The organism is Pseudoalteromonas sp. BZA4, assembly GCF_040104395.1.
Lineage (GTDB): Bacteria > Pseudomonadota > Gammaproteobacteria > Enterobacterales > Alteromonadaceae > Pseudoalteromonas.
In genome coordinates this window covers 1-14,159 of sequence record NZ_JBECOT010000080.1, presented here as the reverse complement: position 1 = coordinate 14,159, position 14,159 = coordinate 1, and the positions used below count along the sequence as shown (strand labels likewise).

The window sequence follows — 14,159 nt, the reverse complement described above, 5'->3', positions numbered from 1 at the left end:
AACGAGGGCTTGATTATAGTGAGACCAGTTTGTGATTTTGCTCATTGTTGTTGCACGGGCTAGTAGGATATAGATGATCTGATCACAGGCTGGCAAGATAGTTCAAACTTTTAGGAAACAACGCCTTCCTGAGGTTAAACTTTACGAATTGTCAGCTTTTCATTGAAGACTTAAGTTCTTTTCAATATTGGCTAATGGAATTAACTAATTTAAAAGTCATCATCTTGAAATATGGGCAGAAAGATAATGATTTTTTTGAAGCAGTAATAAACTCATTATCAAGAGGTAGAACCTCCCCATTAACTGTCATTTTTGAACTTCAAAAAAGAAAAGGCCCTAAAAAGATTGAGCCCACTTTCAATTTCACTTCAATCTCATCAGATAAATGTAATTTGTTCACTGCCCCAAAGATGGATATCAACCAAGGCAGACTTGAAAAATTTCTTGAGCAGAATGTACCTATAACTAATATATCAACTAAGGATTTTCAATTCTCTGGTTATTTAGAAGTAGAAAATGGAGAATGGCAATTAGATGTTAATTCACTCGTACTAGTGCAATATGAAGAGGTTATTTTTTCTTTTGAGGGTAAAGATGACGACGGAAAATTCAAATGTTCGGGTAGGTCTATCTGGAATAATGCTGAAGGAGGTTTTTACTTTGCCTCTAAATTACCTGTTAGATACTTGGATTTTAATGATGATGAGGAATATGCAAGTATTAAATTTAATAAAGTAGAAATTGATGATTTTGGAGATTGTATCGTGAGAGGTGTATGGATTCAAAACCGCGAGGAATGGATAATTGAAGGTAAACTCGCCAAAGCATAAAGCCATGTACTTACGAGGGGTTAATTTTTAGTTTTTTAAGGGAAGTGCTGCTTCCCTTAAAACATGCCATTTAAGAACCTGTAACAGACTCTTTGTGAATACAATTTAGTTTAACTATGATTTACTCAAAGAGTTTAAACTCCCAAGCAACAGTCCTTAAAAGGATTATGAACGCCTTAAGCCATTTACTCTTCGCTGTATAGGCTTAAACCGTTCTGACTAGTATAGAAAATGTCATTTAAACCTGCCCCCCAACACCTTTAAACTTTTCAACAAAAGCGGCAATTTTCTGAAAAACCGTCCGCTTCTGTGTTCGGTACTGTGGATTCAATGGGCTAAGTTTTGGCAGAGCCTCATTTAGCGCAGTGCCATTTTCAGAAGCGTACTCACGTTTGAGTGATGAGGCAATATAGCGCTTGGCAGCATCGATATTGAGCTTTTCAGAGGCGATAATGGCATCAGCTTCGCGCTTCTGCTCTGCCTGTGCGAACTTGAAGAAGGCGTCGATAATGCTGGCTTTATCATTTATCTCATCCAGGTTTGTCTGGTTAATAAAATCAACGACTAAACCCTCTTTCGCTCTATTGCCAAGGCTACTGCGGATCATACGACGAACTTCTTCAATCAAGCCCTCTTTGCTCTTGTTCTTCTTATTGTGATCAAAAATCAGTTCAAGAATATAATCGAGGTTGATTTCTTGAGATTTAAGCAAATCAATTTCAAAGACCACATCCCCCCAATCAACAGTGGAATTATCCTTTTCTTCCCCCTGCTTTTGGCGGCGTAACCAGTCACGGGTATCGTTATAGGTAGAGCGATAATCTTGAATAGCACGCTCACTTGGCATATCGATGGTTTGCATTGCCTCAATGTCAGCATCATCCAGATAGTACTTTGACTTGAACTCTTCAACAGCTTGTTCATCACTGGTATCTAGGCTTTGCAGTGCTTTCAAGCCTGCAAATTCATCGTAGTTTTGTAAAATATTTTCTGCTTTTAGGTATTCACCAAACAGCTTGGCAAATTCTTTTTTATCTTGTTCTTTCTCAATATTTTCAGGATTAGGAAAGCGTTCTTGCAGCTCTTTTACGATATCAACAAAACCACGACGAACTTGACCAGTAACAATATCGTTAAAGCCTTCCATATATTCTTTATAACTCTTCTCCAACACCACGTTTTTGGTGTTTTTGTCACCGAAAAGGGTAATTGCATCAATGGTTGCCTGTTCCAAGTCCCGGAAGGTAACAATATTGCCAAAGGTCTTCGTTGCATCATAAATGCGATTGGTACGAGAAAACGCCTGCATCAAGCCGTGATAGCGCAAATTTTTGTCAACAAACAAAGTATTGAGCGTTGGTGCATCAAAGCCCGTTAAAAACATACCGACCACGATGAGCAGATCTATTTCTTGATTCTTCACTCGCTGGGCAAGGTCACGGTAATAATTCTGAAAGCCATTACTGTCCACGCCATAGTTAGATTTAAACATGGCGTTGTAATCGTTAATCGCGGCGCTCAAAAACTCTTTTGCGCTGCTGTTCATGCTACTTACTTCAAAACTCTCATCTAAAATATCACCAATGGCGTCCTGCTCTTCATTGGCAGCAAATGAGAAGATAGTCGCTATGCGCAGAGGCTTACTCGTGGGTCCATTTTCGGCCTCGGCCTGCAATGTTTTGAAGGTTTCATAGTACGCTTTCGCCGCATCAACACTACTTACCGCAAACATGGCGTTAAACCCTTTGGCGCCAGAATAGGCTCGATGCGTTTTCTGGTTAAAATGGCTCAGAATATACTGCGAGATTTCACGAATGCGCATCGGGTGTAAGAACGCTTTCTTGTTCTCTGCGGCACTGAGCTTCTTTTCATCCTGCTCAGTCTCAATGCTCTTAAATTGCGGACGAACATCGTTATAGTCCACTTTGAACTTGAGTACTTTTTCATCACGAATGGCATCAGTGATCACATACGTGTGCAACTGCTGGCCAAACACGCTGCCCGTGGTTTCAGCACCCAAGGCGTTTTCAGGGAAAATTGGCGTACCGGTAAAGCCAAACTGGTAGTACTTTTTGAATTTCTTCTTCAGGTTTTTCTGCGCTTCACCGAACTGGCTTCGATGACACTCATCAAAAATAAAGACAATCTGCTTGTTGTAAATAGCTAAATCGCTTTCACTTTTGATTAAGTTATTGAGCTTTTGGATTGTGGTGACGACAATCTTGTTATCGTCTTTATCCAGGTTACTCTTAAGCCCTGCGGTACTGTCTGAACCGTTCACACTATCAGGCGAGAACCGCTGATACTCTTTCATGGTCTGATAGTCGAGGTCTTTTCTGTCAACCACAAAAAAGACTTTATCTACACAGTCTAAATCGGTGGCCAATCGTGCCGCTTTAAAGCTGGTTAGTGTTTTGCCTGAACCGGTAGTGTGCCAAATGTATCCGCCGCTCTCGGTGTTGCTCCAATTTTTAGCGTTAAATGCGCTCTTAATCTTCCATAAAATGCGCTCTGTAGCGGCAATCTGGTAGGGGCGCATTACAAGTAAGGTATTGCTTACGTCAAACACAGAGTAACGCAAGATCACTTCAAGCAGGGTCTCTTTCTGGAAAAAAGTCGCCGTAAAGTCTTTTAAATCCTTGATCAGCGTATTGTCTGACTTAGCCCAGTTCATCGTAAAGTCGAAGCTGTTTTTGTCACGCTTGGTCGTGTTGGCAAAATAGCGCGTGTCGGTGCCATTAGAGATCACAAACAGCTGCAAGAACTTGTACAACGAGTTCTCGCTATTAAAGCTCTCTTTGCTGTACCTATGAATTTGATTAAATGCCTCACGGATCGCCACACCACGCTTTTTAAGTTCAATTTGCACCAAAGGCAAACCATTGACCAAAATCGTCACATCGTAACGGTTGGCATGCCTTCCCGTTTGCTCAAACTGCTTAATCACCTGCACTTTGTTACGAGCAATGGTCTTCTTGTCGAACAGGTAGATGTTTTCTATATGGCCATCATCAAAGACAAAATCGAAGATATAGTCACTGTGCACCTTGCGAGTTTTATCAAGAATATTATCGCTTGGGGTGTTTAAGTATTGCTCGCAAAAACGAGCCCACTCGGCATCAGTAAACTCGACCTTGTTGAGGGCTTGTAATTGTTTACGCACATTCACCAGCATGGCATCGGGTGTCGTCAGAGCAGGCAAATACTCATAGCCCTGGTTGCTTAGGTCCTGGATCAGTTCACGCTCTAAATCACCTTCGCTTTGAAAACTTTCATTAACTTGCCAGTCTTTAGTGTATTTATCTAACACAATAAAGTTATTCGATTCTGCCACCGTTTTATACGTCGTCATTCGTTTACATCCTTTTCTTTTGGTTAGCAGTGGTGTTTTCCAAAATGGAAATAGCCACAGCATCGCATTATGAAGTAACTTGCCAGTGGCCGGTTTTATCTGAGCCTACTCGGGTTAATTTACCTTCTTTTTGCAGCTTGCTAATGGCACGGCCAATGGTTCTCACGTCTTTATTCAAGGTATCGGCGAGTTGTTGCCGGGTCAGCTCGGGCGTATTACTGAGCAATGCTAAAATAGCCTCCGGTGTTTTAAGTCCCGTTAAATTGACTGGAGTATTTACAGGGGCGTTTTCACCCTCCCTTAGAGGGGCATTTACAGAGGCGTTTTGTGCGAGTGTTTGCTGAATAACCGACAACATAAAATGAATAAACGGCGTGCTATCCGCTTGGTTATCTGCTTGTTCCAGTGCGTGATAATAATCTTGTTGATGATCTTTAATCACACTTTCAAGCGGTAAAGATAAAAATAACGGATGCCACTTGGACAAAATCAGCGTTTGCCATAACCGCCCCATACGACCGTTACCATCGGCAAAGGGGTGAATAAACTCGAATTCGTAATGAAATACACAACTGGCAATCAATGGGTGATCTTTTGTTTGCTTGAGCCATTGAATTAAATCAGCCATTAAACCAGAAACCTGATGAGCTGGCGGCGCAACATGGTGCACCACACCACCCTTATGGATACCCACGCCTTTACTACGAAACTCACCCGCATTTACAAGAATATCTGACAGCATTAAACCGTGGGCCGTGAGTAAATCATTAATGGCGCTCGGTGTGAATGTAGGCAGGGCATCATAAGCCGCTATCGCACCTTTTACTTCGGCTAACTCGCGCACGCTGCCTAACACGGGCTTCCCCTCAACAATGGCTGTGATCTGTTCTTCGGTTAACGTATTGCCTTCTATCGCCAACGTGCCGGTAATGGTTTTTATGCGGTTTTGCTTGCGCAGTTGCGGCGAGGCATTGAGCTGACTGGCATTTAATTCACCCACCTGCTGGCTGATTTGCGCCACCAAGTTAAGAATCTCGGTCGTAATCGTAAACGGTGGTTGATAGGCCATTAGGCTACCTCTTCAGATTTAGGCCCGCCTGCCGGACAGGCAGGGAAGCTCAACAACAGGTCACGATAATACTCGTATTGCTTTTGGCGTAACTCGATTTCGCGGGGGAGACCTTTTTGCAGCGAAGTTGTTAAGGTATCGAATTTATCCAATATCGCTACAATTCGCGCCTGCTCGGCCAATGATTTCGCAGGATCATTTGCATAAGGAACAGGTAACCTAAAGTTCTTAATGATTGTCGAATTTAGATCTCCTCTTGCACCTTGTCCTAGAGCTTTTATGTTTTCATAATTGAAACTAACCCAATGAAAGACGTATCGGTATAGGGCTTTTTTATCGTCGATTTCCAAACATCCACAGTGCTGATTTGTTGTTAGTGGAATCTTATTAATTGCTGATCTTCCAGCAGTTGCTCCAGAGATAGCAATTATCACGCAGTTTTCAGGTATCCATTTGGCTGATGAGTTTTGCAAAGCAGCTGGAGTTACTTTTACATCTGTGTCGAAAATATCAGCAAACTTTACTTCCTGAGTTCTAAGCCATGGTATATCACCGTCTTCGTAAAATTCTGGATTGCCGGCCTTAGGTGTTCCACCTGAATACCATTTTTTAGTAACATCACCTAACGTCTTCCACTCAACTTCACCCTCTCCTGCGTGATCGGCAGACAGGTCAAAACTTAGCAACTGGTCGCGGTAGTAGTTGTATTGTTTTTTCCGCATGTTAAGCTCGGCGGTCAGCTCGGCGGTCAGCTCGGCGGTCATGGCGCTAAATGCGTCCAGAATGCGCACAATTTCAGCTTGTATTGCCAGCGATTTTTCTGGGTTATCTGGGCATGGGATGGGGACTACTATTTTTGACAAATCACCGCTAGAAACTCTACGAACCTTAGCCCCTGTAATGTATTTTCTCTTCTGAGCTTGAAATGCTTCCGTTAAAAAATAGTGAGCTAAATACTTAACATTTTGCTCGTGTCGGAATAGCATCATATCGCCAGAAATTGCGGATTGATTCCCTAGCCATGCAAGAGGTTTCACAACGTCATCGTCATTTTCTGAAGTTGTGGCAAGCAAGAGGTCGTTCCTTTCCGCTTTTCTTAATTTTTTCGCTAGCTCTTCTGATATATAGGTAAAAGTTTCATCTGCCGATAAACCGTATTTAGTATAAATCTGACCGTAATGAATGGCTGGAAACCCCGTTTCGATGAAGTCCTTTTTCTGCAAACCATTACCGCGTATGAATTGGCCAATTTCACCTAGTGGCAGCCACACCACCTCAACTCCATCCAGCAGCTTCTCTATGTAGCTTAAATGACTCATGCTTCAAGCTCCTCACCTTCAATCTCTGCCACAATGGCGTCAATATCACTGCGAAGTTGAGTAATTTTAGCAACAGTGGTTTTAAGTTCGGCATTAAGCTCTGCAATATCTACCATCTCACGATTGTCTTTGGCTTCAACATAACTGCTCACCGAAAGGTTGTAGCTGTTGCCTGCTATGACGTCCAAATCAACGGATTTAGCAAAGTGATCCACGTTCTCTTTGTTGGCAAACACTTTCATTATGTCTGCAATATGCAGATCAGTCAGCACGTTGTTATTGGTTTCTTTTTTAAACAGGCCGCTAGCGTCGATAAACTGGGTGGTGGTATCGGCTTTATGTTTAGACAGCACTAAAATATTTACCGCGATAGTGGTGCCAAAGAACAGGTTAGGTGCCAGTGAGATCACGGTTTCAACATAGTTGTTATCAACCAAGTACTGACGAATTTTTTGCTCAGCGCCGCCACGGTAAAAAATACCGGGGAAGCAAACAATAGCTGCACGGCCTCTTGGTGAAAGATAACTGAGCGCATGCAGCACAAAGGCAAAGTCGGCTTTTGATTTAGGCGCAAGTACGCCAGCGGGCGCAAAACGGTCGTCGTTGATTAGGGTTGGGTCGTCGCTACCAATCCATTTCACTGAATAAGGCGGGTTAGAGACAATGGCATCAAAGGGTTTGTCATCTAAAAAGTGTGGTTCGATTAAGGTGTCACCCAACTGAATATTAAACTTGTCGTAGTTAATGTTGTGCAAAAACATGTTCATGCGCGCCAAGTTGTAGGTGGTGTGGTTGAGCTCTTGACCAAAAAAACCATCCTCAATGATATGCGCATCAAAGTGCTTTTTGGCTTGTAAGAGCAATGAACCGGAACCCGCCGCAGGGTCATAGATTTTATTCACACTGGTTTGGCCGTGCATGGCCAACTGCGCGATCAATTTTGAAACGTGCTGAGGGGTGAAAAATTCGCCACCGGATTTACCCGCATTGGCGGCATAGTTTGAAATCAGGAATTCGTAGGCATCCCCAAACAAGTCTATTTGGTTGTCTTCAAACTCACCGAAAGAAAGCTCAGACACTCGTTTTAATACCTTTGCTAAACGATCGTTTTTTGCAGTAACCGTATTACCTAAACGATTGCTGGTGGTATCAAAATCCGCAAACAAGCCTTTGATGTCTTTTTCTGAATCATAGCCATTGGCTGAGTTTTCGATTGCCGCAAAAATTGCTGCCAAATCCGTATTTAAATTTTCGTTTTTGTGTGCATTAGCCGCCACATTGCTGAACAACTGGCTAGGAAGGATAAAATATCCTTTAGTGCGAACTGCATCATCTTTAGCAGCCAGAATGTTTTCATCATCGTCAGACATGGCTGCGTAGTTAACACTCTCATCACCGCCAGTAATATAGTTGACAAAGTTTTCACTGATAAAACGGTAGAACAGCGTACCCAATACATATTGTTTAAAATCCCAACCATCCACTGAGCCACGTACATCGTTGGCAATAGCCCATATCTGGCGTTGAAGTTCTGCACGTTGTTGTAAACTTGTCATCAATAAATTCCCTTAAGGCATATTATCTTTTATCTGCACATTTTAGTAAGTGAATTAGAGTCAGCGTTGACTCTAATTCACTTACCATCAATGAAAGTTATACTACCATAAATTTTCTATAACTAATCTGCTACTTAGAGATATAAACGACTTAACTCTCTTATCGTTTACCTATCCTCTCCATTATCCAATCATCCACTTCTGACTCAACCCAAGCCACTGACTTAGCCCCTAACGATACTTGCTTAGGGAAAGTACCCTCAGAAATAAATTTATAGATACTCGAATGACCCAGTGATGTTTTTGCCATCACTTCTTTCAGTTTAATTAAACGCATGGAATTTCTCCGGTTGGTTATTAGTACATAACCTTTCCGGGGCCAGTATTTTTTTATGTCTCTCAAATGAAAAACTTACACATATACATCACTAACTTGCATAAACCACTTAAGAGGAATTAATAATGCAAGGTCAACAGTCGTTATATGAATTTAAGCATCCGGTAAATGATAAACAGATACTAGAAGCTGCTGCCTACATCATCGCTCAGAAGCAGTTTCGTGATGGGGTTTTAAATAGCCCTAATGATTGCGCAGAGTACTTAAAACATAAACTAGCAATACATGAGCATGAAGTTTTTGCTGTACTTTTTTTAGATAGCCAGAACCGCATACTGGAGTTTAAAGAGCTATTTAGAGGCACTATTAACGCAGCTAGTGTTTACCCTAGAGAAGTCGTTAAAGAGGTGCTGGAGCTTAATGCTGCATCCGTTATCCTAGCGCATAACCACCCTTCCGGCGTTACTACCCCATCTCAAGCAGACAAGCTTATTACTACCAAGCTTCAACAGGCACTTAACCTAATTGATGTATCAGTGCTTGATCACATCATCATTGGCGAGAGCACGTATTCATTTGCTGAACATGGTTTAATTTAAAAGGAGTTAAATATGGCGTTAAAAATAGAGCAAGTAGCAGGCTTAAAAGTGCCTAACTCTTTTATTAGTGTGATTGTAAGCGCAGTTGCTAATAGAGGTGATTCTGTAGGAACAGCTAAGGCGGTTACACTTAACTTTAGAGATCCAGATTACAGCCCTGAAGCTGGAGGCTTTCACCCTGTAGAGGTTAGGTTAGAAAAGAAGGCCACCAGCTGGCAGCTTATTTATATTACTGACTTCTCGTATCAGGGCCGTCATACCCCTGAACTGATAAAAGAAATTGATGTGTGCTTCAGCATTAAGCAGGTTTATCACTTTTTAGCTGGTTGGTTGAACGCTAAGGAAGGTAAAGAGCTATTAGACCTATTCATTTCAAACTTTGTTGAGTACTACAACACAGGTTGTTATCAGGTAACTGTTACTACTGAGTAAAGGGAGGTTTTTATGGCTGAAGTACAAGCAGTTAAAGATCTTGATACAGTAAGGCTCGTTAGCTATTTACTAGAAAAGCGTTGCTCAAGACAAATGAGCCAGATATGGAATATTGGCTTAAATCTCGCGCTTAGAATATCTGACTTACTTGCAGTGAAGTTTACTGACATAAGTAACAATAGGTTGATTATTTATGAGTCAAAGACCTCGAAATTAGCTGAAATAAAGCTAAATGATAAGGCGCTTACCTTGATCAACGAAATTAAACTAACTCATCCACACCACATCTACTTATTTCAATCATACCGCAATCAACAAGCGATTAATTCAAAGCCTAGACCGCTATCACGCAGAGCTGTCACAAAAGCATTTGCGTTAGTAGGTGAAGAACTAAATATTCATTTGGGGACTCACTCAATGCGTAAAACACGCGGTTATCACTTGTATCAGAAAACCCATGACATCGCCCGAGTAATGAAAATGCTCCGCCATAGCTCCGAAGCAACCACACTTCGTTACATAGGCATAACACAGGAGGAAATAGACAAAGACTTTGAAGAACTAGAGCTATAAACCCTAACAGCGCCATTCTGGTGCTCGTGATACTTAACTAAAAGGAAAACATTATGTCTTTAAATAAAGCCGTTTCGTGCGGCTTAGTTGGTAATGAGTTATCAAAACAGATAACTGGCAGTAGTGACTCTAGCGTAAGCAGAACAGCAGTGGCTATAGGCTCCGGTGCAGCCGCTGGAGCACTTACATCTGGCGCAATAGTAATTGGTGCAGGTGTTGCGTCTGCGCCTGTTACAATCCCTCTGGCGGTAGCTGGTGGAGTAGTTGCTGGCATTGCTAGTTTGTTTGATTAGTTAAATACGAGTGCTCATATTGAGCACTCTTTTATAGCGTAATAGCACCGTTTATTTTTTTAGGTTCTCATAATGGTATTTTGGGAACTTGCCAGCCCTTATATAATAAGGGCTTGAGCTTATTTAGCTAGTTGAAGGTCTCAAAACCTCGTTAAAAAGAATTATGAGAAGCACAGGTCTTAATTAGAATATTACCTCTGACTATAACGAAAATATTGCAGCCCTAAACCACACTATTTGGTATTCGGTTTTAGAAAGTAACTTCGTTGATAAAAGATATTGTCATTCTTGAATGAAATTGGAGCTATTTGTATCAAGATAGTAATAATCTCGCTATAGGAATGAGCAAGCTGACTTACTCAATATTTGAAAACGACGCACTTGATCTGACTTTAAATATTCAAATAAACGAAGCTTTAACTCTCAATATTAATTTTGCAGGCACAATGCGATACCGCACCTTGTTAAAACGGCACAAACTAGTAATGTAGCTAAAAGTCAGGGAAAAGATATCATTTTTCTAGAAGATACCTAACCTACGAAAATGGCTTGAATGAACTAAAAGTAGTGAAGAAACTAAACTTGCGGATGCACTTGAAGCTAAACTTCTGAAAATAAAATTCTTTTTAAAGCCTCGGCAGAATGTGAAGAAGATCTACCTCGGCATTGTAACTGATATAGAGGCCTAGATAGCATTTCACCTTTAACTTGACTCAAGCGCTTTAACTTTTTTAGTTGCACTAAATCTTCTGTGACCACATTTGGCAATATGGCTATTCCCATTCCTTGTGCGACTGAGCGAGCTATAGCTTCATTACTCCCTAGTTGCATACTATTACTAACTTTTATACCTTGTTTTTCTAACATTTTAACTGACATTTCACGTGTTCCAGAGCCTGGCTCACGGAGTAACCAAAACTGTTGGTTAAGCCATTCATTTATATTAGGGCTAGGCTTAAAATGAGGTGGGGTAACGACACTCATCAAATCATCTTGCCAGTGTGTAGGTACTATCTTTTTTTCTGTTGGTGTCCCTTCAACAAGAGCCAAGTCAATTGAGCACTCAAGCAACGCATGTTCAATCTTTTCCGTATTTTCGACCTTCACTTCAACTTTTATATTTGGGTAAGCACTACAGAACCTGGCTAAGTAAGGTGGTAACCAATAACTTGCAATTGTAGTGCTAGTACCAATGACAATTGTGCCACGCTTTAGTCCGGTACGTGACTTTATATCGTCTATTGCCGTCTTTTCAATAGCAAAAATATTACGAGCATGTTCATATAAAGCAACTCCGCCCTCAGTTAATGCGAGTTTTCTCCCTTTTGTGGCACGTTCGATAAGTTTAAGACTTAATTGATGCTCTAGCTCTTTTAACGCTTTAGATACCGCTGGCTGACTAATGAAAAGAGTTTCTGCCGCACCCGAGAAGCTTTGCAATTTCGCTACAGTATAAAAGACTCTCAATGCGTTCAAGTTCATAAGATAACCTTAAGTTATTAAATCATAAAATTAATGTATTGGAGTTATATTTTGGGTCTTTCTAAAATGCAGTCAAGTAAATAAAGCAATTTATTGAAGGACGTTTATGTTGTTCTATACGCGGTGTCTATTTAAATCCCAAACAAAAAAACTCACAGATAGTCGATGGTGGTTGGGCCTAATGTTGGTAATTACATTAGCAAGTATATCAATAGCCCTAAGTAAACTTTCCGTTTTGCAAAATGCACAAGTTAGTTCACTCACTATTGGAATTATCCTCGGCATCATAGTAGGAAACAGTTTGTTTTCCCGTATCGCAACTCATACTGATATTGGAGTAGACTACGCAAAAAGCTTCTTACTTAAAGCTGGCATCATTTTATTTGGCTTTAGAATTACATTCTCACAAATAACAGAAATTGGTTGGTTAGGGCTAGTTATTGATTTAGCCATATTACTAGGTACATTTATCCTAGCAATTCAGTTAGGTAAACGTTTATTTAAACTTGATGAGCAAACAACTATTCTTATTGGTGCTGGGAGCTCTATTTGTGGTGCTGCAGCAATAATGGCAACAGAACCAGTTATTAAAGCACAAGCACATAAAGTATCTATTGCGGTCGCAACAGTCGTTGTATTTGGAACCCTAAGTATGTTTACTTACCCCTTAATGTTTGAATATATAGGGTTGAGTGAATACGAATACGGTATTTTTGTTGGTTCAACCATTCATGAAGTAGCTCAGGTAGTTGCTGCGGGTACCGCTATTAGTGCAAATGCAGCCGACACGGCAGTAATTGAAAAAATGTTAAGGGTAATGATGCTTGCCCCATTTTTGTTTGGTTTATCATATTGGCAAAAACGAAAGGATACAAAGAAAAACTATAACTTAGAAAAATCTTCAGACCTATCAATTCCTTGGTTTGCGGTTTACTTCATTTTAGTAAGTGGATGTAATTCACTAATTAACCTATCTCAGAGTACAACAAACAATATTGTGTGGTTTGATAATATATTACTCACTATCGCCATGGTGGCATTGGGACTACGAACTCACATTGGGGCAATTCGTCAAGCTGGAATAAGACCCCTACTTTTGGGAAGTTGTTTGTTTATATTTTTAACGTTAGGCGGTTTCGGAATTAACACTGGAGTAAAAGCACTTTTATAGTTGGGTTCAACTACAGGCGAATCGTTAAAAGTGCAAAATATGATTAGTCTGATCTTGCTTCCTAGTCGTTAGCGAGTAGACGTGAAATCTCTCTCAAATACAGTAATAAAAATTTACTACATGATTTTTTAAGAGGAGCGCTTGACCGCACCTGCGAAGGCAAAATTTAGCGGTCAAGCGATAAACTATTATGAATGTTTATGGTTGAGAATTCAGCTCAATTGGAGAGAAAAAATCAGAAATAGGAGGTTTAGCTGTTTCATTGGGCCAAAGTATATTCTCTACTTGTTTGCTCTGCTCCCAATGAACAAAGTCAGGAGCTTTGTCTATTTTCGCCTTTTTAATATTGGCACCAGAAGCGCTACTCAAATTATCAGCAACACTTTCAACAAAAGATAACACGTTTGGCTCATCAGTTGCTGCATTATAGTATGCAATCAAAACCCCATTGAAGAAAACAGCTTTATCACCGTCTTCCGCAGAAATTGAACATAAATCCATAGTTACTCCAGCTCATATATTTTTGCCAAAGCTATCATATGCATTAAATCGCGCCTGATTCTGGGAAAAAGGTTTAAATTTAACTAATAATTGATGAAATCACATAGACCGCGAGCCTAAAAGAAACTTCTTGGTTGTAATGTGGAATATTCACATCTAAAATTACTGTTTATTTGTACAGTATTTTGTGATTATGCTTAGCAAACTTACCCCTTCAACCACAGAATTACCTATTGCAGACTTTTCAGTTGCTGCAGGTTTCCCCAATCCATGCGAAGATCACCTATCCGACTCAATCAGTTTAGATGAGCTCCTAATTAAGCGCCCTAGTAGTACATTCCTATTCAGGGTGTCAGGCAACAGCATGTCCCCAGACATTACTGACGGCTCGATAATAGTTGTAGATAGGTCAGTAACAATTAAAACTGGACGAATCGTATTAGCTACATTAGACAACGAATTTGTTGTGAAAGAACTACAATTAAAAAACAACAAAGCCGTTTTTATTAGTAAAAACCCGGCCTTGTTGATCAAATGCAACTCTCTAACAAATTCACTTAACTTACTGATATTTAGGCAGACCAAGGGTGTTGATCTTATTTAGCGCCTTCACTTTGATCATCGCTTCAACCAGTTGGCGATTGT

The 14,159-nt window shown here is 40.6% G+C and carries 13 protein-coding genes; 6 read left to right on the top strand and 7 right to left on the bottom strand.

Features of this window, described 5'->3' with window-relative positions:
• Positions 1-194 precede the first annotated feature (194 nt).
• Complete coding sequence (locus ABMY41_RS19830) at positions 195-830, top strand: hypothetical protein (RefSeq protein ID WP_235378187.1); 636 nt, start codon at positions 195-197, stop codon at positions 828-830.
• A gap of 238 nt (positions 831-1,068) precedes the next feature.
• Here ABMY41_RS19830 and ABMY41_RS19825 read toward each other — a convergent pair whose 3' ends face one another.
• From ABMY41_RS19825 to ABMY41_RS19805, 5 genes are all read right to left on the bottom strand, one after another.
• The gene (locus ABMY41_RS19825; protein ID WP_253040094.1) at positions 1,069-4,182 is read right to left on the bottom strand and encodes a type I restriction endonuclease subunit R; all 3,114 of its coding nucleotides are present in this window, start codon (positions 4,180-4,182) and stop codon (positions 1,069-1,071) included.
• 67 nt (positions 4,183-4,249) lie between these two features.
• A complete protein-coding gene (locus tag ABMY41_RS19820; protein WP_253040092.1) occupies positions 4,250-5,251 on the bottom strand; it encodes a Fic family protein in 1,002 nt (333 codons plus the stop codon).
• Entirely contained in the window at positions 5,251-6,570 is a 1,320-nt protein-coding gene (locus ABMY41_RS19815) for a restriction endonuclease subunit S (RefSeq protein WP_349276012.1), read from the bottom strand. The genes ABMY41_RS19820 and ABMY41_RS19815 overlap by 1 nt, the downstream gene beginning before the upstream one ends.
• Positions 6,567-8,126, bottom strand: a complete 1,560-nt coding sequence (locus ABMY41_RS19810) for a type I restriction-modification system subunit M (protein WP_253040088.1) — start codon at positions 8,124-8,126, stop codon at positions 6,567-6,569. The genes ABMY41_RS19815 and ABMY41_RS19810 overlap by 4 nt, the downstream gene beginning before the upstream one ends.
• A gap of 160 nt (positions 8,127-8,286) precedes the next feature.
• The gene (locus ABMY41_RS19805) at positions 8,287-8,463 is read right to left on the bottom strand and encodes an AlpA family transcriptional regulator (RefSeq protein WP_253040086.1); all 177 of its coding nucleotides are present in this window, start codon (positions 8,461-8,463) and stop codon (positions 8,287-8,289) included.
• Positions 8,464-8,588: 125 nt separating this feature from the next.
• Between ABMY41_RS19805 and radC the strand changes: the two genes are divergently transcribed.
• From radC to ABMY41_RS19785, 4 genes are read left to right on the top strand one after another with little or no spacing between them, the layout of a single operon-like run.
• Entirely contained in the window at positions 8,589-9,062 is a 474-nt protein-coding gene (gene radC / locus ABMY41_RS19800; protein WP_253040084.1) for a DNA repair protein RadC, read from the top strand.
• Positions 9,063-9,074: 12 nt separating this feature from the next.
• A complete protein-coding gene (locus tag ABMY41_RS19795) occupies positions 9,075-9,494 on the top strand; it encodes a DUF2787 domain-containing protein (RefSeq protein WP_253040082.1) in 420 nt (139 codons plus the stop codon).
• Positions 9,495-9,506: 12 nt separating this feature from the next.
• Positions 9,507-10,067, top strand: coding sequence for a tyrosine-type recombinase/integrase (locus tag ABMY41_RS19790; RefSeq protein WP_036973950.1), 561 nt, complete (start codon positions 9,507-9,509; stop codon positions 10,065-10,067).
• Between the two features lie 53 nt (positions 10,068-10,120).
• On the top strand, positions 10,121-10,360 hold the full coding sequence (locus ABMY41_RS19785) for a hypothetical protein (RefSeq protein ID WP_138557675.1): 240 nt from the start codon (positions 10,121-10,123) through the stop codon (positions 10,358-10,360).
• 600 nt (positions 10,361-10,960) lie between these two features.
• Here ABMY41_RS19785 and ABMY41_RS19780 read toward each other — a convergent pair.
• The gene (locus ABMY41_RS19780) at positions 10,961-11,842 is read right to left on the bottom strand and encodes a LysR substrate-binding domain-containing protein (RefSeq protein WP_138557674.1); all 882 of its coding nucleotides are present in this window, start codon (positions 11,840-11,842) and stop codon (positions 10,961-10,963) included.
• 106 nt (positions 11,843-11,948) lie between these two features.
• Between ABMY41_RS19780 and ABMY41_RS19775 the strand changes: the two genes are divergently transcribed.
• On the top strand, positions 11,949-13,013 hold the full coding sequence (locus tag ABMY41_RS19775; protein ID WP_138557673.1) for a YeiH family protein: 1,065 nt from the start codon (positions 11,949-11,951) through the stop codon (positions 13,011-13,013).
• A 198-nt stretch (positions 13,014-13,211) separates the two neighbouring features.
• Here the strand turns inward: ABMY41_RS19775 and ABMY41_RS19770 are convergent, their stop codons facing one another.
• Positions 13,212-13,514 carry a hypothetical protein gene (locus tag ABMY41_RS19770; RefSeq protein ID WP_036973954.1) on the bottom strand — a complete coding sequence of 101 codons (303 nt, stop codon included), beginning with the start codon at positions 13,512-13,514 and terminating at the stop codon, positions 13,212-13,214.
• Positions 13,515-14,159 lie beyond the last annotated feature (645 nt).